Genomic DNA, 24,159 nt, shown 5'->3' on the forward strand with positions numbered 1-24,159 from the left:
GACATTTGCGCTGCCACTCGTTGGTATGGGGTCATCAAAAGAGGGGCCATCCTGCCACGGTTCAACCCTCCATTGCCACACTCCTCGCTTTGTCATACTCCTCCCCAAACCCCTCGATCCCTGTCGCATATCCCACAAAAGCATCCTCACGCGCCGCCATAGCAACGAAAAATCAATCACTTAGCGCTGGCACAACTGTTGCTCATCTATAGATAACCGCCCCTGTGGGCAAACTCACCGGAAGGGATGGAAGGCATCATGAAGGCCCGAGAGATTGCAGAGTTACTCGACGAACCGGCTTGCGACCACAACGACAAGGCCAAATCCGGCTGCGCGCGCCCAACCCCCGGTGCGTCGGCGGGCGGCTGCGCCTTCGATGGCGCCCAGATCGCCCTGCTACCGATCGCCGACGTGGCCCATATCGTTCACGGCCCCATCGCCTGTGCGGGTAACTCCTGGGACAACCGTGGCTCCCGATCCAGCGGCCCCACCCTTTACCGCCTGGGCATGACCACCGATCTAAGCGAGCAGGATGTGATCATGGGGCGCGGTGAAAAACGTCTCTTCCACAGTATCAAGCAGGCGATCGATCTTCACCAGCCTGCTGCCGTGATGGTCTACAACACCTGCGTACCAGCAATGATCGGCGACGATATCGAGGCCGTGTGCCGCGCGGCCAGCGAACGCTGGGGGACACCGGTGGTGCCGGTGGATTGCGCCGGATTCTACGGTTCCAAAAACCTCGGCAACCGTATTGCCGGTGAGTCGATGCTTAAGTACGTCATTGGCACCGCAGAGAAGATGCCCAAACCCGTCCACCCGGCAGGCATCCCCGTGTACGACATCAACCTGATCGGCGAGTACAACATAGCCGGTGAGCTATGGAACGTACTGCCACTATTCGATGAGTTGGGGTTACGGGTACTTTGCACCCTGTCCGGTGACGCTCGATTTCACGAAGTGCAGAGCATGCACCAGGCCGACGTCAATATGATGGTGTGCTCCAAAGCAATGGTGAACGTTGCTCGTAAACTAAACACCCAATACGGAACGCCTTGGTTCGAAGGAAGTTTCTACGGGCTGCGCGACACCTCGCAAGCGTTGCGTGACTTTGCCAGTACCATCGGTGATGCCGATCTGATACAACGCACCGAACGGGTCATCCTGCGGGAAGAAACCCGGCTTGGTATTGAACTAGAGCCCTGGCGCGAGCAACTGCGTGGCAAACGGGTATTGCTCTATACCGGTGGGGTCAAATCATGGTCCGTAGTGTCTGCACTGCAAGATCTGGGCATGGAGGTCGTCGCCACCGGAACCAAGAAATCTACCGAGGAGGACAAGGCACGTATTAGGGAGCTTATGGGGGAGGAGGCGATCATGCTGGAAAGCGGCAACGCTCGTCAACTGCTTGACCGCGTCGCCGAATACCGCGCCGATATGCTGATCGCGGGGGGCCGAAACCTCTACACCGCCCTCAAGGCTCGATTGCCTTTTCTCGATATCAATCAGGAACGCGAGTTTGGCTACGCAGGTTATGTCGGCATGAAGGAACTGGCACGACAGCTCAGCCTCAGCCTCACCAACCCGGTATGGAAACAGGTGCGTGCCAAGGCTCCCTGGAGCGACATCACCGAACAGAACACCACTGCCGCCTGCGGGGACTAGACCATGGCCACTATCGAAAAACGCAACCGCCCCCTCGCCATCAACCCGGCCAAGGCCAGTCAGCCGCTTGGGGCCACCCTGGCCTGCCTTGGTATTCGCCAGGCGATCCCCCTGCTGCACGGATCGCAAGGATGCTCGGCCTTTGCCAAGGTATTTCTAGTACAGCATTTTCGTGAACCTATTCCCCTGCAGACCACCGCGATGGATCAGGTGAGCACGGTGATGGGAGGTGACGAGAACCTGGCCGAAGCGCTGGTCACACTGTGTAGTAAAAGTGCGCCGGCACTTATCCTGGTGACCACCACCGGACTGACCGAAACCCAGGGCAGCGACATCGAACGAGTCGTTCGCCAGTTCCGTGTCGACCACCCCGAACACGATGCAACCCGGATCGTGCCCCTCAACGCACCCGATTTTAAAGGCTGCATGGAAACCGGTTTTGCCCTCGCTGTCGAGGCGATGATCAATACCCTGGTATCCGACGCGCCCCCTACCCGCGTCGCCAGTATGCCCCAGCAAGTGAATCTACTGGTGGGAGCCAACCACACTCCGGCCGATATCGAGTTGCTCAAGGAGTGGATACAGGCTTTCGGGCTCAATGCGCTGGTGGTACCCGACCTCAGCGACTCTCTCGGGCATCTGGTAGAGCAGGATTTCAGCCCCCTGACCCTCGGTGGCACCCCGGTCTCCACCTTTGACCGGCTCGGTGCCAGCAGCGCAACCCTGGTAGTGGGTCGTTCGATGGCGCGGGCAGCAAAAGCGCTGCAAAAGCGTACCTCGGTACCCAGCCACCGCTTCGACCACCTGATGGGGCTGGAAGCCTGCGACCGCTTTATCCACTGCCTGCAACAGATCAGCGGCGAGCCCGTTCCCGCACAGATTGAACGCCAGCGTGCACAGCTTCAAGACACCATGGTCGACTGTCATTTCCAGCTCGGGTTGGCGCCAGTGGCATTGGCGGGCGATCCGGACCTGCTGCTGGGCTTTGGCGACTGGCTAACGCAGATGGGAGCGACTCTGGTCGCTGCCGTAACCCCGATCGCCCATCGTGCACTGGAGCGACTGCCTTGTAACCGCATCAAGGTCGGTGACCTTTCGGAGCTGATGGAGATGGCACAAGAGCAGGGGGCCGAGCTACTGATCGGCAATAGCCACCTGGCCGAGGTGTCGACCACGCTAGGCATTCCTCTACTGCGTGCAGGTTTTCCCCAGCACGATCACTACGGTGCTCACCGGCGTTGCTGGATCGGTTACGGCGGCAGCGCCCAAACCCTGTTCGAGCTCGCCACCTTGCGCTTGCACGCAGACCCTCACCGCATCCCGGTATATCACTCCAGTCTGAGCCAGAAACAGGACCGGACGGCCAGCAGCTCCTGTAACTGTAGCGGAGCGTGCAAATGAAATTGGAACGCCACTTAAAGCTCTCTCAGCCTGATGAGCAAACACAACGAGTACGCGTTGCTTTCGCCACTCGCGACCGCAAGAAAATTGACCAGCATTTTGGCAGCGCCTGCAGCTTTATGATCTACAGCATCACGCCCGATAACTGCGAGCTGATCGAGGTCGCTGAGTTCGCCGAAACCGAGCAGGATAAAAACCACAGCAAGCTCCTCACCAAACTGGAGCTGCTCGAAGGGTGCCAGGCCGTTTTTTGCAACGCCATTGGGCCTGCGGCAGTGAAACAACTTCTCAGCTTAAAAATCCAGCCATTGCGTGTCACCGCGGGCACACCCATCGCGAGGGAGATTAGCGAACTACAGTCGCTATGGAAAAATAATCCCCCCCATTGGCTCTGCCGTCCAGAAACAAACGAGCGCCGCTTCGACGACATGGAAGCTGAAGGTTGGCAAGAGTAACGACAGTTCAGATTCATCGTTGAATCAATAACAGGAGCATCACTCATGTATGACGATATGGTAATCGATGATATCGACCCTATTCTAGGCAGTGAGTTTGTCATTGAGCTGGTTCGCCACCTACGGGCACTTGACAGCTACGGAGCTTATGAGAAGTGGAGTAACGCCAGGCTGGTTGACCCACTAATCATGACCCGGGAACGCAAACAGGAGATGCCTATTACTGCCGATCCGGACGATGTAACACTCTCCAATATCCGCGCCTACTACAGCGCCCTGGCAATACTAATAGAAAAACAGTGCGGCCATATGTGCAGCCCCTTCATCAGCATCAGCCACGAAGGATTTGGCCGCGTACTGATCACCGTCGGCAAACTGGTAGTGATGGACAAGGTGCTGCGCGACGCCCACTTATTTGGTTTTCCCAGCCTCGAAAAGCTGAAACTCGAAAGCGATCGAATACTCACCCAGGCCCAGGCGATGGTTAGCTGCTATCCCACCGTGGCCGCTATCTAGGAGCTGCACCGTGTCTCACTACACAGCCTCAACCCAGGACGGAAGCGACTGGGTTCCCCAATACATCACCGACATCGACCAGAGCAAATGTATCGGCTGCGGTCGCTGTTATAAGGTCTGCTCGCGCGATGTACTCGACCTGGTTGAATACGAAGCCAATGACGAAGAGTACGATGATGACTACGATGATTTTGACGACGACGAGCAGCGCATGGTGATGTCGGTGTCCAACCCCGGAGATTGCATAGGCTGCGAAGCCTGCGCCAAAGTTTGTTCCAAGAACTGTATCAGCCACGCACCCAAAACCGCCTAAGCGGTAGACCCCTCCGGCTCTTGCAGCGGGACAAACGCGCCAACTGCAAGTCGGCGCCTCGTCATCAAGATAGACAGCTCATCTGAAACTGGTCTACGCTTGTTACAGCGCTGATCGTCTAACCACGGCCCATCTGCGGTCCCTGGCTCTATGCCACCCAGACGATCAGCGGCTTCAGCCCCTTCCACACTCCCACCGCTTGAGCTGTTCGGTTGCTGCGGGCAATGCCTGCCGGAGAAACCCATGATGGGAAGATCACTCCTGCCCAGGACACTGTTACTCTGCGCCCTTGTTACCGCTTGCTCCTCAGGCCCCCAGCGGGCACTCGAAACTCCGGAAACCATACTGGAAACGAATAACGAAACCACGATGTTGTTCCATTCAGTGCTTTATTACCCGAGTGAAATCAGCCTTAACGCTCCCGGCTTTATCGTGGGGGTGGAGAAAAGTCCGGTAAGAACCATCACGCGCGGCGGCGATATTTTGGTGGTCGACAAACACGAAGCCGGCCTCAGCCAGCAACAGGCTCGCTCCGAGATCGTCGACAGCAAAATTCTCTATGTCTCCCATATTGTTGAAAACAAAGGGCGGGAATTCGGGCTGGGCAACTGCACCTTGCATAACGCTTACCGGCAGCCCGAAGACAACACAACCCAGCAGCTGGTTGCGCCCTGTAAGGGTATGCAGCCGGTGCCGATCTCACCGCACCAGGCCTATAAAAAAAGCTGGGCAGCGCTGGAGAAACTGGAGGCTCGAATTCGCTCGCGTATCAAACAATCCAGCGCGCCAGGCCAAACCCCCTTTACACATATCCTGGTCACAACCATGGGCTGGAATACGGTGCAGGAGGAGGCCGTGCGCAACTTTAATTCAATCATAAAAAACATTCGCCTGGCCGCCGGTGAGGATTTTCACCCCTTGGTGATCGGCGTCACCTGGCCCAGCCAATGGCAGAGCAGTTGGCTGGGCCCCCTCCTGAAAATGGTCAGTTTCCCGGTCAAGGCACGCGACGCCGATGAACTGGGCCTAACCTGGCTGGGGGTATTGCTCCACGATACTTTACCCAAGGCAGACAGTGCCCTGCCGGTGGTCGTGATCGGCCACAGCTTTGGTAGCCGGGCCTCCAGTATCGCCACCTGCGTCGGCCCCGCCATCCATCCCGAACAGGGTGCCACCATCAGCACCCAATCGTTTAGCCAGCTCACACTGATCAACCTGCAGGGTGCCTTTCAGGTTGACCGCCTACTGGGCAAAGGGGGGGACCGGAAGATCATCTTTCCCGAACGGTGCCGGAACGCCTCCTCAATCTACCTGACTGCGTCAAAGCATGACAAAGCGATGGATACCGCGTTCTGGGGAGTGTACGCGGGCAACGACAAAAGCTATAAAAAAGTCTGTGATGTCGCCCCCCAACTCTTCAACTGCCTGAAAGCCGACAACAGGGGGCTTCTAAACCGCCGTCACCTCAATGGCAGCCACGTTACCTACATTAACGCGAGCGATTTAATCGAGCAAAACGCCTACCTGTCAGGCGGCGGCGCCCACAGCGATATTTACCGGCGCGAGCACGGCGTGCTGATGTGGCAGCTTATCTCTGCCAGCGATGATTAGGCTTCGAGTTTGAGGGTGAACTGCTCGCCGTGAAACTCAAGCACATCGCCCGACATCATTTTGCGACGCTTACGGGTCTCGACTTCACCGTTAACCAGCACCTGCCCCTCGGCGATGGCCACCTTGGCATCACCCCCACTGGCGACCATGCCCTCGAACTTGAGGATCTTAAACAGTTCTACCGGCTCGCGGTTTATTTCGATGGTTAACATAGGGCGTGCACAGACTCATGTGTTGAAAAGGCGCAGCATATAGTAATCCGCCCATGGGGCGAAGCAGTAATTGATCGTATCGCGAGACCGGCAAACCACGAGGACGGGTTACTTGCGCTGATAGACACTGTTTTGGGTGGCCACAAAGAGCGCCTCCACCTTGGTTCGCGCCCAGGGGGTTTTGCGCAAAAACTTGAGACTCGATTTTACCGACGGGTCATGGGTAAAACAGCGGATTTCGATGCGTCGCCCCAGCTCCTCCCAGCCATAATGTTTCTCAAGGCGGGTCACAATCTGCTCCAGGGTAATGCCATGGAGTGGGTTGTTAGGCTGGGTATCGGTCATGAGAAATAGGTCCGGCAAAGGGTGGAATCGACACGGCGGTCGGATTCCATTGATTCTGCACCAATTAGTGAGCAGGCTCCACTCCTGTTTATTGCGCCGAATCATCCTCAATACGTTCGTAAGCGACCACTCGCTTACTCAGCACCCAATCGGATACTGCGTCGTTAAACTCTGAAAAATGTTTAGTTTTTAAGTGTACGTCAAAGGCCGCTTCGTCATCGTAAATTTCGTAAAGAGCGATTCCGGCCTCCTTCTCAGTACTCACGCACACATCAAACTGATGGCAGCCAGGTTCCAGCAAGGAAAGGCGCGCATTTTGGGTAACCGCTTCTACAAATTCTGACAGCTTCTGCGCTTTCACCTCAAACTCTACCCAAATTACATACATAGGCTAACTCTCCACGGGATGACCAGACTTTAAGCGCAGCTCACGCACATTATCGGCATCGATCATTTTTACCGAATGTCCAGCGAGAAGCAGGGTCATGCGCGCGCTCTCCTCCAGCTCCTCAATCGCGTACATGGCTGATTCCAGGGAATCCCCCCCTACGATGGGGCCATGGTTAGCCATCAGGATGCCAGCCGTTTGTTCAGCTACCGCAGCCACAGCATCAGCCAGCTGCGGATCACCCGGAGCAAAATAGGGTACCCTGCGCACTCTCCCCAGGCGAATCAGCAAATAGGGGGTGAGCGGTGGAAATAACTCCTCCTCCGCCACATCAAGACAGGATACTGCGGTAGCATAGGGACTATGGAGATGTATCACCGCCATCGCTTCCGGACGCTTGTTATAGATTGCCCTGTGCAAGGAGAACTCTTTTGAGGGTTTATCACCTTTAATCCATTCGCCCTTTGCATCTAACAGCGATAATTTCTCCCCATCAAGAAAACCTATACATGAATTGGTGGGAGTAATGAGAAATCCATTCTCCGTTCTCACGCTTAAGTTTGCAGACGCCCCTCGGGTTAAACCACGGTCGAACAATGAGCAGCCCACTCGCACCAAGGCCTCACGCCCCCCCAACTCTGTGTACACCATTCTAGTATCCCTCGCCTTGGGTACCACCCATCATTTCGATAGCGGTATGGAAAAAATCCTGGTCACCAAAATTACCCGACTTCAATACCAGTAAAAGGGGATCGCTCCCCATCGTTTGAATGATGGGGACACCCGGGGCAACCGATGGTCCCACACCAAAGGTTTGCTCACCGAGAGCCTGGGTTACGGCCCCGGAGGTTTCACCTCCTGCGACAACAAGTTTTCGAATCCCGGCGTTCACCGCGCGCCTGGCTAGCATGGCAAAGGCCTGCTCCAATCGCTCGGCAACATTGAGCCCCAGAGTACGCTGGGCATCACTCACTCGATCCGGTTCATCTGAGCTGTAGACCAGGCACGTTGAGCAGCTCTGGTCACTAACCCAACTCCAAATAGCCTCGTCACGAAGCTCACCGTTCATGAGCCCTGCGGGATCCAGGCGCAGGCTCTCGCCCTCTCCCCGTTCGACAAATCGTGCCACCTGATCACGGGTCGCCTCGGAACAACTCCCCGCTAAAATCAGGGTTTTCCCTGGCGCAGTAAAGCCCGTTTGCGGTTGCTCGTTATCCCCCTGCGTATGCTGTCGCGCCAACGCCTCGGCTAAACCTGAGCTGCCCGATATAAAGGCTGCATCGGCCATCGCGTGCGCCAACACCTCAGCATGCTGGGGCTCAAAGTGATCAGCGACCAAATAACGCTGCTCGGGGGCCAGGGAGTTTATTCGTTCGCGCACAGCGTCGCTCCCGCAGGCAAGCAGATTGTGATCCAGAACCGTCCCTTTGTATTGCCCCTGTTGCTCCATCATGCGCACCAGACTCGAATCATGCATCGGTGTAAGAGGGTGATTCCGCATAGGGCTCTCGGCCAGGGGGACACCATTCACGAACAAATAGCCGCGGTAGACGGTTCGTCCATTGACCGGCAGCGCCGGACTGACCAACACCCGCGGCAGGTCAAAAGCCTCCATTACCGCATCTATAACCGGACCAATATTCCCCTGCGGAGTCGAATCAAATGTGGAGCAATATTTGAAAAACAGCTGGCAGTCCGTAGCATGTTCGCGCAACCACCGAAAGCTGGCCAATGACTGCGCCACCGCGTCTTTAACCGGTATCGTCCGGGACTTGAGAGCAATTACCACTGCCGCCGTATCCTCCCGAGGATGCCAGCCCAGGGGTGGCACGCCGTCGATCATTTCTGTTTTAAGACCACCGCGAACCAAGAAGGAGGCCATATCGCTAGCTCCGGTGAAATCATCGGCGACGCATCCTAGCCGTAGCTTTGGCATAAAACCTCCTGTCTATGATATAAGGGCTGCGCTAAAATATGCGCCAGTTACTTAACGTATACATTAAACAATATCATTATGGATCCCTTCAAGCCAATGAATACTCGGACCAGCAAAAAACCAAAACTCTCGGAACAGGTCTTCAATCGCCTGCGCAGCATGGTTCTGAACAACGAGCTTCGAGTCGGTAATTACTACCTTGAGCAGGAGCTTGCCGAGCAGTTGGGAACCTCCAGAACCCCGTTGCGCGAGGCGGCTATTCGGATAGAGCAGGAGGGGCTAGTAACCATCGTGCCCCGCCGAGGAATCTTTATTCGCCCAATCTCGGCGAAAGAGATGAAAGATATCTATGAAATTCTTTCCTGTCTCGAGGTGGCTGCCATCACCACCCTTAGCCGGCGCCCAATTGCCTCGACTCAACTCGCAGAATTGGAAGCCGCCCAGAAGGCCATGACCACCGCACTGGCTAATAACGACCTGGATTTATGGGCATCCAACGACAAGCGCTTTCATCAAATCCTGGTGCAATCATCGGATAATTCTGAGCTGGCTCATCTGGTGAACCGCTACTGGGATAAAACTGATCGTGTGCGCAACCTGACCTTACGATTGCGAAAGCCTCCTCAACAGTCAACCGAGGAGCATCGCCAACTGATTGAGGCGCTCAAATCAGGAGACGGTGACCGGGCTGTTCAGGTGCACATGCATCACCGTCAGCGCGCGTCCGATGAGCTAACCGCACTGCTCGACCTATTGGACAACAATTTTAGCGGCTAGCCCGTTCGACCCGCAGCCTTCCTCCCCCACCGCAAACTAGCACTTATGCGGCGCATCCTTCATAGCAGGCGGCGTTTATCCGCATAAGTGCCCAATTTCGACCCGCTCTTGTATCAGCGTCCCTGGCGCCCCCCCTAAAATATCAGTCGTTGTTCTTGACTATCTTTTAACGTATACGTTATAAAACACATAGAGTACCTCTCCCATTGCCATACGACAGAGATAAAAAAACCTATGCGCAGCTTTAAAATTGCAGTGATGCCCGGCGATGGTATCGGACAAGAGATTACCTCTCCAGCCGTTGAACTGGTAAAAGAGGTCGCACGCCAGTCCGGCATTCAATTGCAATGGGTGAATGTTCCCGCAGGCGCTCAACACTACCAGGAGACCGGCGATGGATTTCCCGAATCCCATTTCCAGGAGGCGGCCAGCGCTGATGCGATCTACCTGGCGGCGATGGGGCTGCCCGACGTGCGTTACCCCGATGGCACTGAGGTAGGTCCTCAACACGACCTGAGAAAACGACTGCAGCTATACGCCGGAGTGCGTCCCTGCCGTCCAATGCCCTGCCTGCCCCTGCCACTCTCGGACCCTCGCAGCAAGACCCTCGACTTTGTGATTGTCCGTGAGTCCACCGAAGGAATCTTCGCCGAGCCTCGCAAACATCCACTCGACAACGACGGTGCTGCACACAACCTTACCCGAGTCACTCGGGAAACATCCGAGAAACTGTTCCGTTTCAGCTTTCAACTCGCTGAACGCCGCAAGCAGCGCGGCCTTCCCGGCCTGGTTACCTGCGCCGACAAAGCCAACGTACTCTCCTCACAGGCTTTTTTCCGCACCATTTTTGATGAGATCTCCCTCGAATATCCGCATATCGAGAGCGAACACCAGTATGTCGATGCGGCAGCGCTGGACTTTGTGCGAGCCCCCTGGCGCTATGATGTTATCCCCACCGAGAACCAGTACGGAGATATTCTGTCTGATATCTCCGCCGCGCTGATGGGGGGTATGGGAATGACCTCCTCTGGTGAGATCGGCGATAACCATGCTGTATTTCAACCCTGTCACGGCTCCGCACCGGATATTATGGGTCAAGGTAAAGCCAACCCCACCGGGATGATTCTGTCCGGTGCACTTCTACTCGACTATCTGGGTACCCGCTTTGACTGCCCCGAGGCGACTTCCGCGGGCCAGCTGCTGGAATCCGCCACCATGGCCGCTTACGCCACAGGAACGCTGTTGCCCTGGGAGCTGGGTGGCCGCTCCGGCACTAAAGAGATTGTCGACCTGGTCGGCCAGCAGCTTACGAGCTGAAACTTTCCATGACATCTATCAACCCATTCAGACTGGCCCTCTTATCCTGTCCCAATCATCACCGCCAGCTGATACCTGTCACTACCCCGACCAGGGTGCGGACGAAACACAGCAGGAAGTCATCATGTCCATACGTGTAGCCATCAACGGATACGGCCGAATCGGCCGCAACATATTGCGAGGCCTCTACGAATCAGGCTACCGAAACCGCATTGAAGTGGTCGCGATCAATGATCTTGGCGACCCGCAAATCAATGCCCACCTCACCCGTTTCGACTCGGTACACGGCCCCTTCACCGGAAACCTTTCCATAGAAGATGATCAGCTGGTGATTGGTCAGGACCGCATTAAAATGCTCAACCAGAAAGACCCCGCAGAACTTCCCTGGCGCCAACTGGATGTAGACGTAGTATTCGAATGCACGGGACGTTTCACCTGCCGTGATCAGGCCAAGGTACACCTCAGTTCAGGCGCCAAGCGGGTCATTATTTCGGCCCCGGCTACAGGAGCGGACGCCACCATCGTCTACGGTATCAACCACCATCTGCTAAACAGCAGTCACCGCATCATATCCAGCGCTTCTTGCACCACCAACTGCCTGGCACCGGTGGCCAAGCCCCTGCACGATGCACTAGGCATAGAGCGGGGGCTAATGACCACCATACATGCCTATACCAACGACCAAAGCTTGTCGGATCTTTATCATAGCGACCCCTATCGCGCCCGCTCTGCCACCCAATCGATGATACCGACCAAAACCGGTGCCGCTAAGGCCCTGGGGCTGGTACTGCCCGAACTCGACGGTCGCCTTGATGGAATGGCTGTACGCGTACCAACGATCAATGTATCACTGGTGGACCTCACCCTCAGCGTGTCACGAAACACTTCGGTGGCCGAGGTAAACGCCATTATGCAGGAGGCCGCACGCGGCTACCTAAGCCCGGTGCTGGCCATCAACGAACTTCCTCTGGTATCGATCGATTTCAACCACTGCCCCTACTCTGCCACCTTTGATACAACCCAGACTCGAGTTAACGGTCGCCTGATAAAGGTGATGGCCTGGTACGACAATGAGTGGGGATTTTCCCACCGTATGCTCGACAACGCCATTTCGCTAATGGATGCGGGGGAGGAGTGATGACCATGGGGCTCTATAGGGTCTTTCCCGCCGCCTATAGGCGAAGGGCCGTCTGATGCAGCTTCAGTATCAACAACGCTCGGTGGCGGCGACCAAAACCATCGCACTGGTCGCCCACGATCACCAGAAAGAGGCACTGATGGAGTGGTGCGCGAATCAACACCAGCGACTTTCCCGACATCGCCTCCTCGCCACCGAAACCACCGCCAATATGCTAATCGATCGCCACCAGCTAAGGGTACGCCCTTTACTTAGCGGCCCCATGGGGGGGGATCAGCAACTAGGTGCCTTGATTGCCGAAGGGGAGGTCGACGTACTGGTGTTCTTCTGGGACCCACTGGAACAACAACCCCACGACCCCGATATCAAAGCGCTACTACGCATTGCAGCGGTATGGAATCTGCCAATCGCCTGCAACCGGGCAAGCGCTGACTTCCTCTTTTCATCGCCATTAATCGACAACTCTCATTACCGACTAAGCCCTGATTACCCAAGCTACAGAGCGCAACGACACAACCCACCATCTCACCCGGAGGAATATTGACAGAACCAGACAAATAATACACTCTATAATCACTTAACGTATACATAGAAATATTCGTTAATTGTTTCCGTCTAATAACTATTCGAGTCGAAGGCTAACGCTTCGGCTAGACGGTGCCCGATTGAGTAAGGGCGCCGACACAGGAACCAGAGGAAAAACCAATGAAAAAAATAATGACAGGCTTGGTTGCCGCCTTCAGTATCGCGGCTATGACAACCCCGGTGGAAGCCGCCAAAACCTACCCCAGCCGTAATATTACCAACGTAGTGGTATGGTCCGCCGGTGGCGGAACCGACACAGTTAACCGCGTAATATCGGCTGAAATGGCAAAAGTGCTGGACGTTGACATCAACGTAACCAACAAACCCGGTGGCGTAGCAGGTTCCCTGGGTATGAGTTATGTCAATCAGCGCAAAGGTGACGGCTACACACTGGTGGGCTTGTCAGAATCCTGCGTCACTGCCGGCGTCATGGGTGGCTGGGATCAGCGCATGAACGTGTGGCATAGCTTTATCGTAGGCGGCTCACCTGACCTTATATCGGTATCGGCATCTTCTGACATCAAGTCGCTGGACGATCTAGTCGCCGCCAGCAAAAAGGCTCCCGGCAAGATCACCGCCGGCGCAGGCGGCGCAGGCTCTATTCACCACCTCAACCTGCTGGCATTTATGAAAGGCACCAATGCCGACGTGCGTTTTATCCCCTACCCAGGCTCAGCGCCTGCTCAAACCGCAGCAGTCACCGGCGAAGTAACTCTGGTTATTACCTCTTTGGCCGAGCAACAGCAGTTGATCCGCGCAGGTAAGTTGCGCCCACTGGCGATGCTGACCGATAGCAGTTTCGACCTGCCCGGTGTCGGCACCATTCCTTCTGCCTTCACCAGCTACCCATCGCTCAGCGAGCACCTTCCGATCTCCCAGGCGATTGGGTTGGCGGTTCGAGCCGACGCACCCGAAGAGGTAAAAGCGAAACTGGATGACGCCTTCGCCAAGGCGATGGCTAGCGATACCGTCAAAGAGTGGGCAGCGAAAAACTTCTACTCACTATCCGGAAAAAGCGGTAAGGCTGCCGCCGAGGAGTTTGACAAGCTGGAGTCCCTGTTTGCCTGGACCCTGCAGGATCTCGGTTCAGCGAAAGTCAGCCCGGCTAAGCTCGGCATCCCTAAGCCCTGATCGTCTGATCGCAGCCGTGACACCCGTTCCGGGGGTTACCCCGGAACTCGGTGTCCCTGCCTTGCCATACAGCCCGGACGCCGAATAATGAATATCGATAAAACCCAGTTGCGTGAACTACGCCTTGCCGACCTCCGTACGGCCATCATCCTGCTCATACTTGCCATCGCCATTTTGGCAGAAGCTTCCACGTTTCCCATGACAGACAGTTGGGGGGGGGTCGAGAATGTCTGGTATGTATCGCCAGCACTTTTTCCCCTGGTCATCGGTTGCCTGCTGCTGATTCTGGCAATGGTTCTGCTGGTAACCGCATATAGAAGCCTTATCTCATTGGACTCAACAGGATTCCACTGGAAAACACTCATCCCGGCCGTGCTACCCATTTCGCCGCGGGGGAGAGATACCCTCTTCATTATTGGACTGCTGATTTTCTACGTTTACCTGCTTATCCCTGCGGTGGATTTCTTCCTCGCAACAACCCTGTTTCAGGCCACTCTTACAATTCGTTTTCTGTTCGATTGTCCGAGCCTGAACCGACAGTTGGCAGCCGCCTACCTGACCTTGCTGCCCGTCGTTTTATTGGTGTTTTTCTTCTACCCCTTCGACACCACTGATAACCAGCTGCTGGCATCCGATACCCTTATTGGCTGCTTTACCCTGGTACTCTTAGCACTGCCTCTACGCATGAAGTTTCCTCCCCAGGATCGCAAACGCCGTTATAGCAATATGCTACTGGCCACCCTGCTTATCCCCCTGCTACTCACCGTCGGATTCCAGTACTTTATGTTAGTGCCGATGCCCACCGAGGGAACAATCATTCAGATGATGGATTACCTTCGCTATGACCTGTTTGACTAGGAGGTATCCATGCTGGACCAATTTCTAGCGTTCTTCTATATCCTTGTGGAGATGCTCGGCAGCCCCACAAACCTTGTGATTTTACTCGGCTCCAGCTTCCTCGGAATTTTGTTCGGTGCCATGCCCGGAATGACCGCCACGCTAGGTGTTGCCCTACTGACCACGCTGACCTACGGACTGGAAACCAATACCGCATTAATGTCCCTGCTGGGGCTCTATGTGGGTGCGATCTACGGTGGATCCTACCCCGCCGTGCTGATCAATATACCAGGGACCGCGGCTTCGGCCGCCACTGCTCTCGATGGCTACCCTATGGCCAGTCGGGGCGAGGGAGGCAAGGCTCTGGGACTAACGACCACAGCGTCGTTTATCGGCACGGTAATCGGCCTGCTCTTTCTGGTGATGCTGTCTCCTCTTATCGCGGACCTGGCGCTAGAGTTCACATCTTTCGAGTTTTTCCTGCTGGCGATATTTGGCATTCTTATCTCGGGTACACTGACCAGCAGCGATCTGGTGGTCAAGGGTTGGATCGCAGGAATGCTGGGCTTATTCCTGGCCACCATAGGACGCGATACTCTTCAATTTTACCCCCGCTTCACCTTTGACCAGTCCGAGCTGGACTCAGGTCTCAATGTGGTGCCTGTATTAATCGGCTGCTTCGGCATTCCGCAAATTATTCGCGTGTTGGTCAACCGGGAAGCTCTGGGCAAAGCACACGAATTCGGTCGCATACTGCCGGAGCTGAAAACCATTATCCGCAACCTGCGCCATATCGTGCGTTCGGCCCTGATCGGAGTAGGAATCGGCGCAGTCCCGGGCATTGGTGAAGATATCGCGGGCTGGGTCTCCTACGGCACCGCGAAAAATACAGCCCAGGACCCCGAGACTTTTGGAAAGGGCAACGCAACCGGATTGATCTCTTCGGAAACCGCCAACAACGCTTGTATCGGTGGCGCCTTGATTCCCCTGCTCACCCTGGGCATTCCCGGCAGCGCACCTGCTGCCATGTTACTGGGCGCTTTGATGCTCCACGGGGTAAACCCTGGTCCGACTATCACCACCGACCATCCCAACTTTCTGCTGGAGATCACTGCGGTAATGGTATTGGCATCGCTGGCGATGTGGATCAACGGCATGTTTCTCGCCAAGCAGGTCGTCAAGCTGCTGCGCATCCCCGCTCCACTGTTTATGCCGGTGGTCGGTGTACTCTGTGTCATCGGATCCTACTCCCTCGGCCTCAGCATCGTAAACCTCTACCTGATGGTTCCGATCGGTATCGCAGCCTACCTGCTGACCGAAATGAAGTACCCCATATCTCCTTTAGTTATCGGCCTGATTCTGGGCCCTATGGCCGACGAGAACCTGCGCCGCGCACTCCTCGTAACTGAAGGTGATCTGTGGCCGATATTTACCCGCCCCGTATCCTGTATCCTTACGATTACCATCATCTATATGGTGTTGGTACAACTCCCCCCCATCAAGCGGCTGGTGCACGGCCTATTGGATTCTTTGAAACAGCGCCTGGGAATAGGAATCAGCGTATGAGTGTAGGTTCTGTTGACAAACCGCTACGCGTTGCCTGTATCGGCGCGGGTTACTTCAGCCGCTTCCACTACGAAGCTTGGTCACGGATGCCCGATGTCGAGGTGGTAGCGCTGTGCAACCGTCATCCCGATGCGGCACAGGAGATTGCAAACGAATATGGCATCACCCAACTGTTTTCCGAGCTGGATACGATGCTAGAGGCGGTTAAACCCGACCTTGTGGATATCATTACCCCTCCGATTACCCATGCCGATGCCATTCGTTCGGTAGCCCGCTACGGCATTAACGCGGTGTGCCAGAAGCCCTTCGGTCAGAATCTGGAGCAAGCTCGCGAGCTGGAAAAAGAGATTCGCAACGCAGGAATAACCGTTAACATTCACGAAAACTTTCGCTTTATGCCCTGGTTTCGCCACATACGCGCGGTGGTCGACGACGGAGTATTGGGGGAGATCCTGAATGCACGTTTTGCCCTGCGCCCGGGTGATGGTCAGGGAGCCGACGCTTACCTGGCTCGACAACCCTATTTTCAAACAATGGAACGCTTCTTAATTCACGAAACGGCAGTGCATCTTGTAGATACCTTTCGCTTTCTGTTTGGTGACCCCCTTTCCGTTTACGCCAGCCTTAAGCGCTGCAATCCCGTTATCGCCGGCGAGGATGCTGGAACCCTGTTATTTGAATACGCCAACGGGCTTTCCGCGCATTTTGATGGCAACCGGCTACTTGATCATAGCGCAGACAACCATCGCAGAACCATGGGTGAATGCTGGATCGAAGGAACCCAGGGCACATTGCGGCTTGATGGCTCCGGCCGCGTCTGGTTGCGCCACTTCGGAACCATTGAAGAGATTGAGTTGAACTACGACTGGCACGACCAGCATTTTGGAGGCGATTGCGTATACCTACTCAACCGCCATGTAGCGGACCATTACCTCTACGGCTCAATTCTGGAAAATCGGGTACACGACTACCTGGGCGTTCTCAAAATCGAAGATGCAATATACCGCTCTCACGCCGAGGGCCGGCGCATCGATCTGGAGCTTGATCAATGAGCGACCTCACTCAACTGAGCTGGCATGGTAACCATTTAGTACGCCCGGAATGCGTGCTTACAACTCGTGCCGGTTACGTCTACGTTTCCGACTTTTGTGGCGGCGTGACCGAGATCAGCCCCGCAGGAGTACAAAGTTTTTTCGGCGGAGACGACGTACCTGGATACGGTCAGTTGAAGCCCAATGGAATCGCACTGTTGGAAAATGGTGACTTTCTGGTCGCCCATTTAGGGGACAGCCAGGGCGGAATCTTTCGCATCGCTCGCGATAACACCATTACCCCTTTTCTAACCGAAATCGAAGGTAAGCCACTTCCTCCGAGTAATTTTGTATACCTCGATCGCCAGGGACGAATATGGATTACCGTCAGTACCAGACACCAGCCCCGCGCCGCGGCTTATCGCAGTGATATAGCCGATGGTTTTATCATTCTTGTAGACAAGGACGGTCCCCGGATCGTGGCTGATCATCTGGGTTACACTAACGAGCTCTACGTCGATGCCGCTGGGGAGTTCCTCTACGTCAACGCTACCTTCAGCCGCGAATTGCTGCGTTACAGAATCGGTCCCGATAATAGCCTTAACGATCGCACCTGCATCTTCCGTTTTGGGGCAGGTACATTTCCCGATGGACTCACCCAGGACAGCAACGGGGATTTCTGGATCACCAGCATTGTCAGTAATCGTGTTCTGCGGGTCAGCGCTGATGGCCATAGTGAGATCGTGATAGAAGATGTAGATCCCGACCACCTGGAGTGGGTGGAGGCCGCTTTCAAAAATAACGCCATGGGGCGTCCTCACCTCGACAACGTCAAAAGCCGCCAGCTACGCAGCATCTCTTCGCTGGCATTCGGCGGTCCCAATCTGGACCGCATCTACCTAGGTTGCCTGCTCGGAGAGCGAATTGCGGTGCTGCCATCAGGAGTGCGGGGACAACCGCCGGTCCACTGGCACTTCGATGACTCCCGCTAGATGGCGATAAAACGGTGCGCTGATACCCGTTTCACACAGCCTGCCCAGAGGCTCTAACAATCGATCGTAAAACGCCCCGGAGCGAACAAGGTCGTTGGTGCCCAGACAAACGCCATGCAACATTAAACAACTCCTGTGAGTAAAACAGCGGTCTATTGAATTGAAATAATAACCGGTTTAACGGGGCAAACCTGATTCTGCCAGCTGGGAGCTGAGCCACTCGAAGCAGCGTCCTGCTGCGAAAACTTACGTACATTCTGCTCTCGGACCGCCTCCATATTCTGGTGGCTGATCTCCGCTACCAGGCTGGCATCCAGTATCATAGCTTTGGCCACCAACCCATTCTCGTTCAGCCAGATATTGTAGCGATTTCCCACCTCCAGCGCCTCAGGGGTCGCGCCCCCATAATCCCGCGCGTCAATCAGGATCGCAAAGGCGTCACAACCGAGGGAGGCTACCGCCGCTTTCACATCATCAAAGATTCCCTGAACCGAATACTCATTAAACGAGCCCACCAACCGCAAGACAATGATGGCGTCTTTAGAGGTTACGCTGTATTGACCATGGGCTCGCTGCGACATCCCTGCACCCCGCGACAGATTAAGAGCTTTAGTCTAGCCCTGTGCATCGGCCACAAACAAGGGCGCCTCGCGGCGTACCAAACGGCTAAAAATGCCCGGTCACCCCGAGGCCTAGCCCAGGTCTTGCAACATGGCGACGCTTTTGATCTGGGCGAACACCGCCATGCCTTCGCGGAGCCCCAGCAGCTCGAAGGATTTACGGGTGATCTTGGCCAGTAGCAGGGTAGCCCCCACCCGCAGCTCTACCAACACCCTGATACCGTCGGCGCCGTCGCGCAGTCCACACACGATTACGGGTAGTGCGTTGAGCATGCTCGAATCCCGCACCTCGTGCAGCGAAATCGCCACATCACGGGCGGGAATACGCACCCGCACCCGCTCACCCAGCTCGGCACCGATCTGGTTAACGCTAAGGCGATACCCTTCAAGGTCGAGGTAACTTAGGCCATGGCCAGAATCCTGCGCGAGCATTCGCCCTTCGACTACCACCGACTCCTCGCCACCCACTTTTCCCGCCGGCAAGCGAGGCACGACCTCCATCAGGGTGCCCCGGTCCGCCACCCGCCCCTGCTCAAGATAAACCATCCGATCCGCCACCCGCGTCACCTCCTCCAGACTATGGCTCACATAGAGAGTGGGAATCCTGAGGTGACGGGTGAGGGTCTGCAGGTAGGGTAAAATCTGTTGCTTGCCCTCGGTATCCAGCGCACTGAGGGGTTCATCCATCAGTAGCAAGCGCGGCTGGCTAAGCAGGGCACGGGCGATCGCTACCCGCTGGCGCTCCCCCCCGGATAGTTTATCGGGCATACGCCCGAGATATGCCGACAGCCCTAGCAGCTCAATCACCTGGTCGGGGGCGATGCCAGCATCGTCACGGGTACGTTTGAAACCAAAGCGCAGGTTCGCTTCAATAGAGAGGTGCGGCAGTAAACTGGCTTCCTGAAAGACATAACCGATCGCCCGGCGGTGGCTCGGCAGGAAGCGTCGGCCCTGCTGCCAACACACGCCATCGACCCACAGTTCACCCTCCTCGGCCCGGTGCAACCCTGCAATACAGCGCAAGAGGCTGGTTTTACCGCTACCGGAGCGACCGAACAGCGCAGTGACGCCGTTGGACTCGAGACTCAGGGAGGCGTCGAGAGTAAAGTCTCCCAAGCCGGTGCGGAACGCGCCCTCCAACCAGGCACTCACAGGGGGCCCCGCCGCAAGCGCCGGTCCAACAGATTCATCGCCAGAATGCAGCAGAAGGAGAACAGCAACAGGCCCCCGGCCAAACGGTGGGCGGCCCCCCATTCGAGGGTTTCGACGTAGTCATAAATGGCTACCGACACCACCCGGGTCTCCCCCGGAATATTACCGCCGATCATTAGCACCACCCCGAACTCCCCCAGAGTGTGGGCGAATCCCAGCACCGCTCCACACAACAGCCCCGGCCGAGCCAGAGGCAAGGCCACATGCCAGAAACGATCCAAGGGCGATGCGCGTAAGGTCGCCGCCACCTCCAGCGGACGCTCTCCGACCAGTTCAAAAGCGTTGCGAATCGGCTGCACCACAAAGGGCAGCGAATAGATCACCGAACCAATCACCAACCCTTCGAACGTAAACGCCAGGCGCAGGTCGAACCAGCGTTCAAGAAACTGCCCCACCTCACTGCGTGGCCCCAGCAGAATCAGCAGATAAAAACCCAGCACTGTGGGCGGCAATACCAGCGGCAACGCCACCAGCGTCGCCACCAACTGGCTAAAAAAATGGCGCGATCGGGCCAACCACCACGCCAGCGGCGTACCCAGCAGCAACAGAATCAGGGTCGTAATCAAGGCCAGTCGCAGGGTTATCCATACCGATTCCCACATCGCCTAGCCTAACTTCCACCGGGGCCGTAGTAGCCACCGGCAGCAATAATTGCGCCCGCGCTCTCACCCTGCAGATAGGCAAGGAAATCGCGTGCAGGCTGAAAACTGATGGCGCCTTTCAGCAGCACCACCTGCTGCTGAATCGGCCGGTAGTGATGCTGGGGCACCAGCCACAGATTCCCCCCCTCCTCCTGCTGCAACTGCGACAGCGATACAAAACCCAGATCAGCATTACCGCTGGCAACGAACTGGTGAGTTTGTGAAATATTCTCACCATAAACCAGCTTGTTGCGAGTGGCATCCCCGTGCAGCTGCGCCAATACTTCGCTGGCTGCTGCGCCGTATGGAGCGGTGTTGGGATTAGCGATGGCCAGGCGTCGGAAATCTCCCTGCTGGAGACGATTCAATGGGTCTCCCTGGGGGCTCCACAAAGCCAATCTTCCGGTGGCATAGGTAAAGCGCGTGCCGGTCACTGCCAGCCCCTCCCGCTCTGCGCGCATGGGGCGTTCAGCATCCGCCGCAAGAAACAGATCATAGGGCGCGCCGTGATATATCTGGGTGTAGAGTTTTCCCGTCGAGCCTGAACTAATCCTCAGGCGATGACCAGAACGCCGCTCAAAGTCTGCGGCCAGGGCCCGCGCCGCTACCATAAAATTGGACGCCACCGCGACCCGCACCTCGGCCGCAACCAGAGGCGTTGCCGGTACCAGCAGGAGAGCCCATAGAATAGATAAACGCAGCCCCATCACGCTTCGACCTCCTGGGGACGCCGGGCAACGGTTTTCGGGTCGGCAACGATAGGACGATAGATCTCCACTCGATCACCATCGCTCAGGGACGTATCCAGCTTGGCGAATTTACCGAACACTCCTACCCGCTGCTGCTCAAGGTCAATGGTCGGATAACGCTCCAGTATTCCCGACGCGACGATGGCGTCGTTCAAGGTTGCCCCCGCCTCCAGCTCTAGTTGAATCCAATGCTGGCGCCGGGTTTCCGCGTAGGCGATCGATATTTTCATGACTTTATCCTCCACAGGCAACATCGCCCCGGGCCCCTTGCAGCGAACAGCCGGGTCCCTCTCCGCGGGTTTTCATGGATTCGACTCGACGTTCAAGCGCACGCTTGCCGGCGATGATAAAACCGAGCACGATAAAAGCACCCGGTGGCAAAATAATGAGCAAAAATCCGCTATAGCCCGGAATCAGCGTTAACTCCATAAAGCGAAACATCTCACCCAACAAAAGGTGTGCGTTAGCAAACAGGGTGCCACTGCCCAGAATCTCCCGCGTCGCACCCAGGGCCACCAACGCCAGGGTAAAGCCCAGACCCATAGCCACCCCATCCACCAGTGAAGGCAGCACCGGGTTTTTGTAGGCAAAGGCTTCAGCGCGCCCAAGGATGGCGCAATTGGTCACGATCAGCGGGATGAACAGACCCAGCACCCGGTGCAGCTCGTGCAGCCAGGCGTTCATCATCAGGTCAACCAGCGTCACCACCGTGGCAATCAGCAGCACAAAAGCGGGGATACGCACCTCTGGCGGGATCACTCCCCGCAGCACCGACACCAACAGGTTGGCGATGACAAACACCATCAGCGATACCAGCCCCATGCCCAGGCCATTGGTCGCGGTGCCGGTAACCGCCAGCAGCGGGCACAGCGCCAGCATCTGGGCAAACACCACATTATTTTTCCACAGCCCCTCTTTCCACAGTTGCGGGTACATTAGTTAGACTCCTTCGCCGGATCAGTCTGGTGGGTATCGATTGCGCTGTCAGCGGCGGACGTCGACAGCAGCAACAGCTGGTCACCATAATCACGGTGCCATTCGAGCCCTCGGTGGACTCCGCGTACAACTGCCCGTGGGGTGATGGTGGCGCCGCTAAACTGATCGAACTCACCACCATCTTTCTTCACAGCCCACTGCCGGGAGCTCAGGCTTCGCAATGAATGCCCATTAAACCCCAGCACCCAGTCATCCCGCGCAACTTCGATCTTGTCACCCAAGCCGGGGGTTTCGGTGTGCGCAAGTACTCGCACACCTAATATCTCACCCTCGGCGCTCACACCCATCACCATGCGGATGGGGCCTGCGTAGCCGGCCTCCTCAACCTCAAAGGCCACCGCCGAGAGCATCCCCTCCAGGGTTGCTTGATAGGCAATTAGCTCCTCGCCAGAGAGCAGCCGCACCTGCACAGGCCGCTCACTGGGCAGGTTGTCATAATGGGTAGGCGGCAACACCTGCTGCAGCGAGCGCTGCAGGTCCTCCTTCATGCGCTGCGCGATCGCATCCGCTGTACCGATATAGCCGAAGGTGAGCAGGGTTCCCGATAGCACCGACAGCATGCCGAGGATAGCGGCAAAATGGGCCGGTCGCTGGGTGTAACTGGGCTTGACGACACCTCGCTTGGCAAGACCCTGACCGATCATGGGGCACGCTCCCCGGCGGCTTCTGCCCCCAGCGGCCGACCGCTGCGATCCCGGCCGTAGATCCGCGGTTTCAGGTAGTGGTCAATCAGCGGCACTAAGCCGTTCATCAGCAACACCGCAAACGCCACCCCTTCGGGGTAACCACCCCAGGTGCGGATGATATAGACCAGCGCGCCGCAGCCCGCCCCGAACAGCAACTGTCCGCTAACGGTGTTGGGGGAGGTCACCAGGTCGGTGGCGATAAAGAAGGCGGCCAGCATCAAGGCACCACTGAGCAGGTGATATTCCACCCCCGGATAACGTGCTGGGTCGATGCTGCTGAACAGCAACGCCATCAAGGCGACGGTTCCCAGCATCGCGCACGGAATGGTCCAACTGATGATGCCGCATGCGATCAAGCCAACCCCCCCGAGCGCCAGAAGCAACGCCGAGGTTTCACCCAGGCTTCCATGGTGGGTACCCAGCACCCGTTGCCAGCGATCAATCCCCTCAGGGAGAATTTGGCTTAACTCATGCCCAAGGGTGAACTCGGTTTTTACAGTGCCCAGCAGGGACGCCCCGCTGTAAGCATCAACCGAAACAGCACCAAAACTGATCGCCAAACCCTCGACAAAGCCGGGTGCAGAGCCACTGAAAAGGGGCGCCGGCGAGGTCCACAATGTCATCTGCAACGGAAAGGAGATCAACAGCGCTACCCGCGCCACCATCGCCGGGTTAAAAAGATTATGTCCAATTCCACCAAAGACCTGCTTTCCCACCAGAATCGCAATCACACTGCCCAGCGCACCGATCCACCAGGGAGCCCAGGGTGGCAAGCTCATCGCTAACAGCCACGCCGTTAGCAGAGCGGAGCCATCCCACAGCGTAAGTCGAATCGGCTTCCCTGCCAGATAGAGACAGGCGGCCTCGCACAGTAGTGCGGCCACCAGCGTTACCACAAACAGATTAATCGCAGGCCAACCGAACAGGTAAAGTCCCCACACAGTGGCCGGCACCAGCGCCAGCATCACCGTCAGCATGGTGCGGCTGACGCTGTTGCGCGCCAAGGTGTGAGGTCCGCTCAAGAGGGTGTGAGCCATGC

General features: G+C 56.6%; 28 protein-coding genes. 15 read left to right on the top strand and 13 right to left on the bottom strand.

Going from position 1 to position 24,159, the window contains the following annotated elements:
• The first annotated feature begins 258 nt into the window (after positions 1–258).
• From nifE to ACP3PW_RS03080, 6 genes are all read left to right on the top strand, one after another.
• Positions 259–1,665, top strand: coding sequence for a nitrogenase iron-molybdenum cofactor biosynthesis protein NifE (gene nifE, locus ACP3PW_RS03055; RefSeq protein WP_426415190.1), 1,407 nt, complete (start codon positions 259–261; stop codon positions 1,663–1,665).
• Positions 1,666–1,668: 3 nt separating this feature from the next.
• A complete protein-coding gene (nifN, locus tag ACP3PW_RS03060; protein WP_426415191.1) occupies positions 1,669–3,066 on the top strand; it encodes a nitrogenase iron-molybdenum cofactor biosynthesis protein NifN in 1,398 nt (465 codons plus the stop codon).
• The gene (locus ACP3PW_RS03065; RefSeq protein ID WP_426415192.1) at positions 3,063–3,521 is read left to right on the top strand and encodes a NifB/NifX family molybdenum-iron cluster-binding protein; all 459 of its coding nucleotides are present in this window, start codon (positions 3,063–3,065) and stop codon (positions 3,519–3,521) included. Before nifN ends, ACP3PW_RS03065 begins: the two co-directional genes overlap by 4 nt.
• Before the next feature lie 45 nt (positions 3,522–3,566).
• A complete protein-coding gene (locus ACP3PW_RS03070; protein ID WP_426415193.1) occupies positions 3,567–4,037 on the top strand; it encodes a NifX-associated nitrogen fixation protein in 471 nt (156 codons plus the stop codon).
• A 10-nt stretch (positions 4,038–4,047) separates the two neighbouring features.
• Positions 4,048–4,350 (top strand): ferredoxin III, nif-specific, encoded by a 303-nt coding sequence (fdxB, locus tag ACP3PW_RS03075; RefSeq protein ID WP_426415194.1) that lies wholly within the window; start codon positions 4,048–4,050, stop codon positions 4,348–4,350.
• A gap of 243 nt (positions 4,351–4,593) precedes the next feature.
• The gene (locus ACP3PW_RS03080) at positions 4,594–5,961 is read left to right on the top strand and encodes a hypothetical protein (protein WP_426415195.1); all 1,368 of its coding nucleotides are present in this window, start codon (positions 4,594–4,596) and stop codon (positions 5,959–5,961) included.
• Here ACP3PW_RS03080 and ACP3PW_RS03085 read toward each other — a convergent pair.
• The 5 genes from ACP3PW_RS03085 to otnK all read right to left on the bottom strand — a co-directional run bounded on the left by ACP3PW_RS03085 (position 5,958) and on the right by otnK (position 8,842).
• The gene (locus tag ACP3PW_RS03085) at positions 5,958–6,173 is read right to left on the bottom strand and encodes an RNA-binding S4 domain-containing protein (protein WP_426415196.1); all 216 of its coding nucleotides are present in this window, start codon (positions 6,171–6,173) and stop codon (positions 5,958–5,960) included. The genes ACP3PW_RS03080 and ACP3PW_RS03085 overlap by 4 nt on opposite strands.
• Before the next feature lie 108 nt (positions 6,174–6,281).
• On the bottom strand, positions 6,282–6,518 hold the full coding sequence (locus ACP3PW_RS03090; RefSeq protein ID WP_426415197.1) for a VF530 family DNA-binding protein: 237 nt from the start codon (positions 6,516–6,518) through the stop codon (positions 6,282–6,284).
• 88 nt (positions 6,519–6,606) lie between these two features.
• A complete protein-coding gene (locus ACP3PW_RS03095) occupies positions 6,607–6,906 on the bottom strand; it encodes a putative quinol monooxygenase (protein ID WP_426415198.1) in 300 nt (99 codons plus the stop codon).
• A gap of 3 nt (positions 6,907–6,909) precedes the next feature.
• Positions 6,910–7,557: a 3-oxo-tetronate 4-phosphate decarboxylase gene (otnC, locus tag ACP3PW_RS03100; RefSeq protein WP_426415199.1), complete on the bottom strand. Its 648-nt coding sequence runs from the start codon at positions 7,555–7,557 to the stop codon at positions 6,910–6,912.
• A 1-nt stretch (position 7,558) separates the two neighbouring features.
• Positions 7,559–8,842: a 3-oxo-tetronate kinase gene (gene otnK, locus ACP3PW_RS03105; protein WP_426415200.1), complete on the bottom strand. Its 1,284-nt coding sequence runs from the start codon at positions 8,840–8,842 to the stop codon at positions 7,559–7,561.
• 96 nt (positions 8,843–8,938) lie between these two features.
• On the opposite strand from otnK, the gene ACP3PW_RS03110 reads away from it, so the two are divergent.
• The 9 genes from ACP3PW_RS03110 to ACP3PW_RS03150 all read left to right on the top strand — a co-directional run bounded on the left by ACP3PW_RS03110 (position 8,939) and on the right by ACP3PW_RS03150 (position 18,216).
• Positions 8,939–9,619, top strand: coding sequence for a GntR family transcriptional regulator (locus ACP3PW_RS03110; protein ID WP_426415201.1), 681 nt, complete (start codon positions 8,939–8,941; stop codon positions 9,617–9,619).
• Positions 9,620–9,853: 234 nt separating this feature from the next.
• Positions 9,854–10,936 (top strand): isocitrate/isopropylmalate dehydrogenase family protein, encoded by a 1,083-nt coding sequence (locus tag ACP3PW_RS03115; protein WP_426415202.1) that lies wholly within the window; start codon positions 9,854–9,856, stop codon positions 10,934–10,936.
• A gap of 124 nt (positions 10,937–11,060) precedes the next feature.
• Complete coding sequence (gene gap / locus ACP3PW_RS03120) at positions 11,061–12,074, top strand: type I glyceraldehyde-3-phosphate dehydrogenase (protein WP_426415203.1); 1,014 nt, start codon at positions 11,061–11,063, stop codon at positions 12,072–12,074.
• A 55-nt stretch (positions 12,075–12,129) separates the two neighbouring features.
• Positions 12,130–12,618, top strand: a complete 489-nt coding sequence (locus ACP3PW_RS03125; protein ID WP_426415204.1) for a methylglyoxal synthase — start codon at positions 12,130–12,132, stop codon at positions 12,616–12,618.
• 161 nt (positions 12,619–12,779) lie between these two features.
• On the top strand, positions 12,780–13,790 hold the full coding sequence (locus tag ACP3PW_RS03130) for a Bug family tripartite tricarboxylate transporter substrate binding protein (protein WP_426415205.1): 1,011 nt from the start codon (positions 12,780–12,782) through the stop codon (positions 13,788–13,790).
• Between the two features lie 87 nt (positions 13,791–13,877).
• A complete protein-coding gene (locus ACP3PW_RS03135; RefSeq protein WP_426415206.1) occupies positions 13,878–14,648 on the top strand; it encodes a tripartite tricarboxylate transporter TctB family protein in 771 nt (256 codons plus the stop codon).
• 9 nt (positions 14,649–14,657) lie between these two features.
• Positions 14,658–16,193: a tripartite tricarboxylate transporter permease gene (locus ACP3PW_RS03140; protein ID WP_426415207.1), complete on the top strand. Its 1,536-nt coding sequence runs from the start codon at positions 14,658–14,660 to the stop codon at positions 16,191–16,193.
• On the top strand, positions 16,190–17,245 hold the full coding sequence (locus ACP3PW_RS03145) for a Gfo/Idh/MocA family protein (RefSeq protein WP_426415208.1): 1,056 nt from the start codon (positions 16,190–16,192) through the stop codon (positions 17,243–17,245). The genes ACP3PW_RS03140 and ACP3PW_RS03145 overlap by 4 nt, the downstream gene beginning before the upstream one ends.
• Entirely contained in the window at positions 17,242–18,216 is a 975-nt protein-coding gene (locus ACP3PW_RS03150) for an SMP-30/gluconolactonase/LRE family protein (protein ID WP_426415209.1), read from the top strand. The genes ACP3PW_RS03145 and ACP3PW_RS03150 overlap by 4 nt, the downstream gene beginning before the upstream one ends.
• Positions 18,217–18,368: 152 nt before the next feature.
• Here the strand turns inward: ACP3PW_RS03150 and ACP3PW_RS03155 are convergent, their stop codons facing one another.
• The 8 genes from ACP3PW_RS03155 to ACP3PW_RS03190 all read right to left on the bottom strand — a co-directional run bounded on the left by ACP3PW_RS03155 (position 18,369) and on the right by ACP3PW_RS03190 (position 24,157).
• Positions 18,369–18,797, bottom strand: a complete 429-nt coding sequence (locus ACP3PW_RS03155) for a hypothetical protein (protein ID WP_426415210.1) — start codon at positions 18,795–18,797, stop codon at positions 18,369–18,371.
• Positions 18,798–18,908: 111 nt separating this feature from the next.
• Entirely contained in the window at positions 18,909–19,988 is a 1,080-nt protein-coding gene (gene modC / locus ACP3PW_RS03160) for a molybdenum ABC transporter ATP-binding protein (protein ID WP_426415211.1), read from the bottom strand.
• On the bottom strand, positions 19,985–20,650 hold the full coding sequence (modB, locus tag ACP3PW_RS03165) for a molybdate ABC transporter permease subunit (protein ID WP_426415212.1): 666 nt from the start codon (positions 20,648–20,650) through the stop codon (positions 19,985–19,987). Before modB ends, modC begins: the two co-directional genes overlap by 4 nt.
• Positions 20,651–20,658: 8 nt before the next feature.
• Complete coding sequence (gene modA / locus ACP3PW_RS03170; RefSeq protein ID WP_426415213.1) at positions 20,659–21,396, bottom strand: molybdate ABC transporter substrate-binding protein; 738 nt, start codon at positions 21,394–21,396, stop codon at positions 20,659–20,661.
• Complete coding sequence (locus tag ACP3PW_RS03175) at positions 21,396–21,668, bottom strand: RnfH family protein (protein WP_426415214.1); 273 nt, start codon at positions 21,666–21,668, stop codon at positions 21,396–21,398. The genes modA and ACP3PW_RS03175 overlap by 1 nt, the downstream gene beginning before the upstream one ends.
• A 4-nt stretch (positions 21,669–21,672) precedes the next feature.
• A complete protein-coding gene (locus ACP3PW_RS03180) occupies positions 21,673–22,374 on the bottom strand; it encodes an electron transport complex subunit E (RefSeq protein WP_426415215.1) in 702 nt (233 codons plus the stop codon).
• Positions 22,374–23,078 (bottom strand): electron transport complex subunit RsxG, encoded by a 705-nt coding sequence (gene rsxG, locus ACP3PW_RS03185; RefSeq protein WP_426415216.1) that lies wholly within the window; start codon positions 23,076–23,078, stop codon positions 22,374–22,376. The genes ACP3PW_RS03180 and rsxG overlap by 1 nt, the downstream gene beginning before the upstream one ends.
• Positions 23,075–24,157 carry an RnfABCDGE type electron transport complex subunit D gene (locus ACP3PW_RS03190; RefSeq protein ID WP_426415217.1) on the bottom strand — a complete coding sequence of 361 codons (1,083 nt, stop codon included), beginning with the start codon at positions 24,155–24,157 and terminating at the stop codon, positions 23,075–23,077. The genes rsxG and ACP3PW_RS03190 overlap by 4 nt, the downstream gene beginning before the upstream one ends.
• Positions 24,158–24,159 lie beyond the last annotated feature (2 nt).

The sequence above is a fragment of the Aestuariirhabdus sp. LZHN29 genome (genome assembly GCF_049985285.1).
In the GTDB taxonomy this organism is placed as follows: domain Bacteria; phylum Pseudomonadota; class Gammaproteobacteria; order Pseudomonadales; family Aestuariirhabdaceae; genus Aestuariirhabdus.

Excerpts from the sequence above, each read along its gene's own strand:
- ACP3PW_RS03180 (WP_426415215.1), bottom strand. The coding sequence starts at position 22,374 with ATGTACCCGCAACTGTGGAAAGAGGGGCTGTGGAAAAATAATGTGGTG.
- ACP3PW_RS03110 (WP_426415201.1), top strand. The coding sequence starts at position 8,939 with ATGAATACTCGGACCAGCAAAAAACCAAAACTCTCGGAACAGGTCTTC.
- ACP3PW_RS03095 (WP_426415198.1), bottom strand. The coding sequence starts at position 6,906 with ATGTATGTAATTTGGGTAGAGTTTGAGGTGAAAGCGCAGAAGCTGTCA.
- otnK (WP_426415200.1), bottom strand. The coding sequence starts at position 8,842 with ATGCCAAAGCTACGGCTAGGATGCGTCGCCGATGATTTCACCGGAGCT.
- ACP3PW_RS03145 (WP_426415208.1), top strand. The coding sequence starts at position 16,190 with ATGAGTGTAGGTTCTGTTGACAAACCGCTACGCGTTGCCTGTATCGGC.
- nifE (WP_426415190.1), top strand. The coding sequence starts at position 259 with ATGAAGGCCCGAGAGATTGCAGAGTTACTCGACGAACCGGCTTGCGAC.
- ACP3PW_RS03155 (WP_426415210.1), bottom strand. The coding sequence starts at position 18,797 with ATGTCGCAGCGAGCCCATGGTCAATACAGCGTAACCTCTAAAGACGCC.
- ACP3PW_RS03190 (WP_426415217.1), bottom strand. The coding sequence starts at position 24,157 with ATGGCTCACACCCTCTTGAGCGGACCTCACACCTTGGCGCGCAACAGC.
- ACP3PW_RS03090 (WP_426415197.1), bottom strand. The coding sequence starts at position 6,518 with ATGACCGATACCCAGCCTAACAACCCACTCCATGGCATTACCCTGGAG.
- ACP3PW_RS03175 (WP_426415214.1), bottom strand. The coding sequence starts at position 21,668 with ATGAAAATATCGATCGCCTACGCGGAAACCCGGCGCCAGCATTGGATT.
- ACP3PW_RS03135 (WP_426415206.1), top strand. The coding sequence starts at position 13,878 with ATGAATATCGATAAAACCCAGTTGCGTGAACTACGCCTTGCCGACCTC.
- modB (WP_426415212.1), bottom strand. The coding sequence starts at position 20,650 with ATGTGGGAATCGGTATGGATAACCCTGCGACTGGCCTTGATTACGACC.
- ACP3PW_RS03140 (WP_426415207.1), top strand. The coding sequence starts at position 14,658 with ATGCTGGACCAATTTCTAGCGTTCTTCTATATCCTTGTGGAGATGCTC.
- ACP3PW_RS03125 (WP_426415204.1), top strand. The coding sequence starts at position 12,130 with ATGCAGCTTCAGTATCAACAACGCTCGGTGGCGGCGACCAAAACCATC.
- ACP3PW_RS03150 (WP_426415209.1), top strand. The coding sequence starts at position 17,242 with ATGAGCGACCTCACTCAACTGAGCTGGCATGGTAACCATTTAGTACGC.
- ACP3PW_RS03080 (WP_426415195.1), top strand. The coding sequence starts at position 4,594 with ATGATGGGAAGATCACTCCTGCCCAGGACACTGTTACTCTGCGCCCTT.
- nifN (WP_426415191.1), top strand. The coding sequence starts at position 1,669 with ATGGCCACTATCGAAAAACGCAACCGCCCCCTCGCCATCAACCCGGCC.
- gap (WP_426415203.1), top strand. The coding sequence starts at position 11,061 with ATGTCCATACGTGTAGCCATCAACGGATACGGCCGAATCGGCCGCAAC.
- rsxG (WP_426415216.1), bottom strand. The coding sequence starts at position 23,078 with ATGATCGGTCAGGGTCTTGCCAAGCGAGGTGTCGTCAAGCCCAGTTAC.
- ACP3PW_RS03130 (WP_426415205.1), top strand. The coding sequence starts at position 12,780 with ATGAAAAAAATAATGACAGGCTTGGTTGCCGCCTTCAGTATCGCGGCT.
- ACP3PW_RS03085 (WP_426415196.1), bottom strand. The coding sequence starts at position 6,173 with ATGTTAACCATCGAAATAAACCGCGAGCCGGTAGAACTGTTTAAGATC.
- ACP3PW_RS03070 (WP_426415193.1), top strand. The coding sequence starts at position 3,567 with ATGTATGACGATATGGTAATCGATGATATCGACCCTATTCTAGGCAGT.
- otnC (WP_426415199.1), bottom strand. The coding sequence starts at position 7,557 with ATGGTGTACACAGAGTTGGGGGGGCGTGAGGCCTTGGTGCGAGTGGGC.
- modA (WP_426415213.1), bottom strand. The coding sequence starts at position 21,396 with ATGGGGCTGCGTTTATCTATTCTATGGGCTCTCCTGCTGGTACCGGCA.
- ACP3PW_RS03115 (WP_426415202.1), top strand. The coding sequence starts at position 9,854 with ATGCGCAGCTTTAAAATTGCAGTGATGCCCGGCGATGGTATCGGACAA.
- ACP3PW_RS03065 (WP_426415192.1), top strand. The coding sequence starts at position 3,063 with ATGAAATTGGAACGCCACTTAAAGCTCTCTCAGCCTGATGAGCAAACA.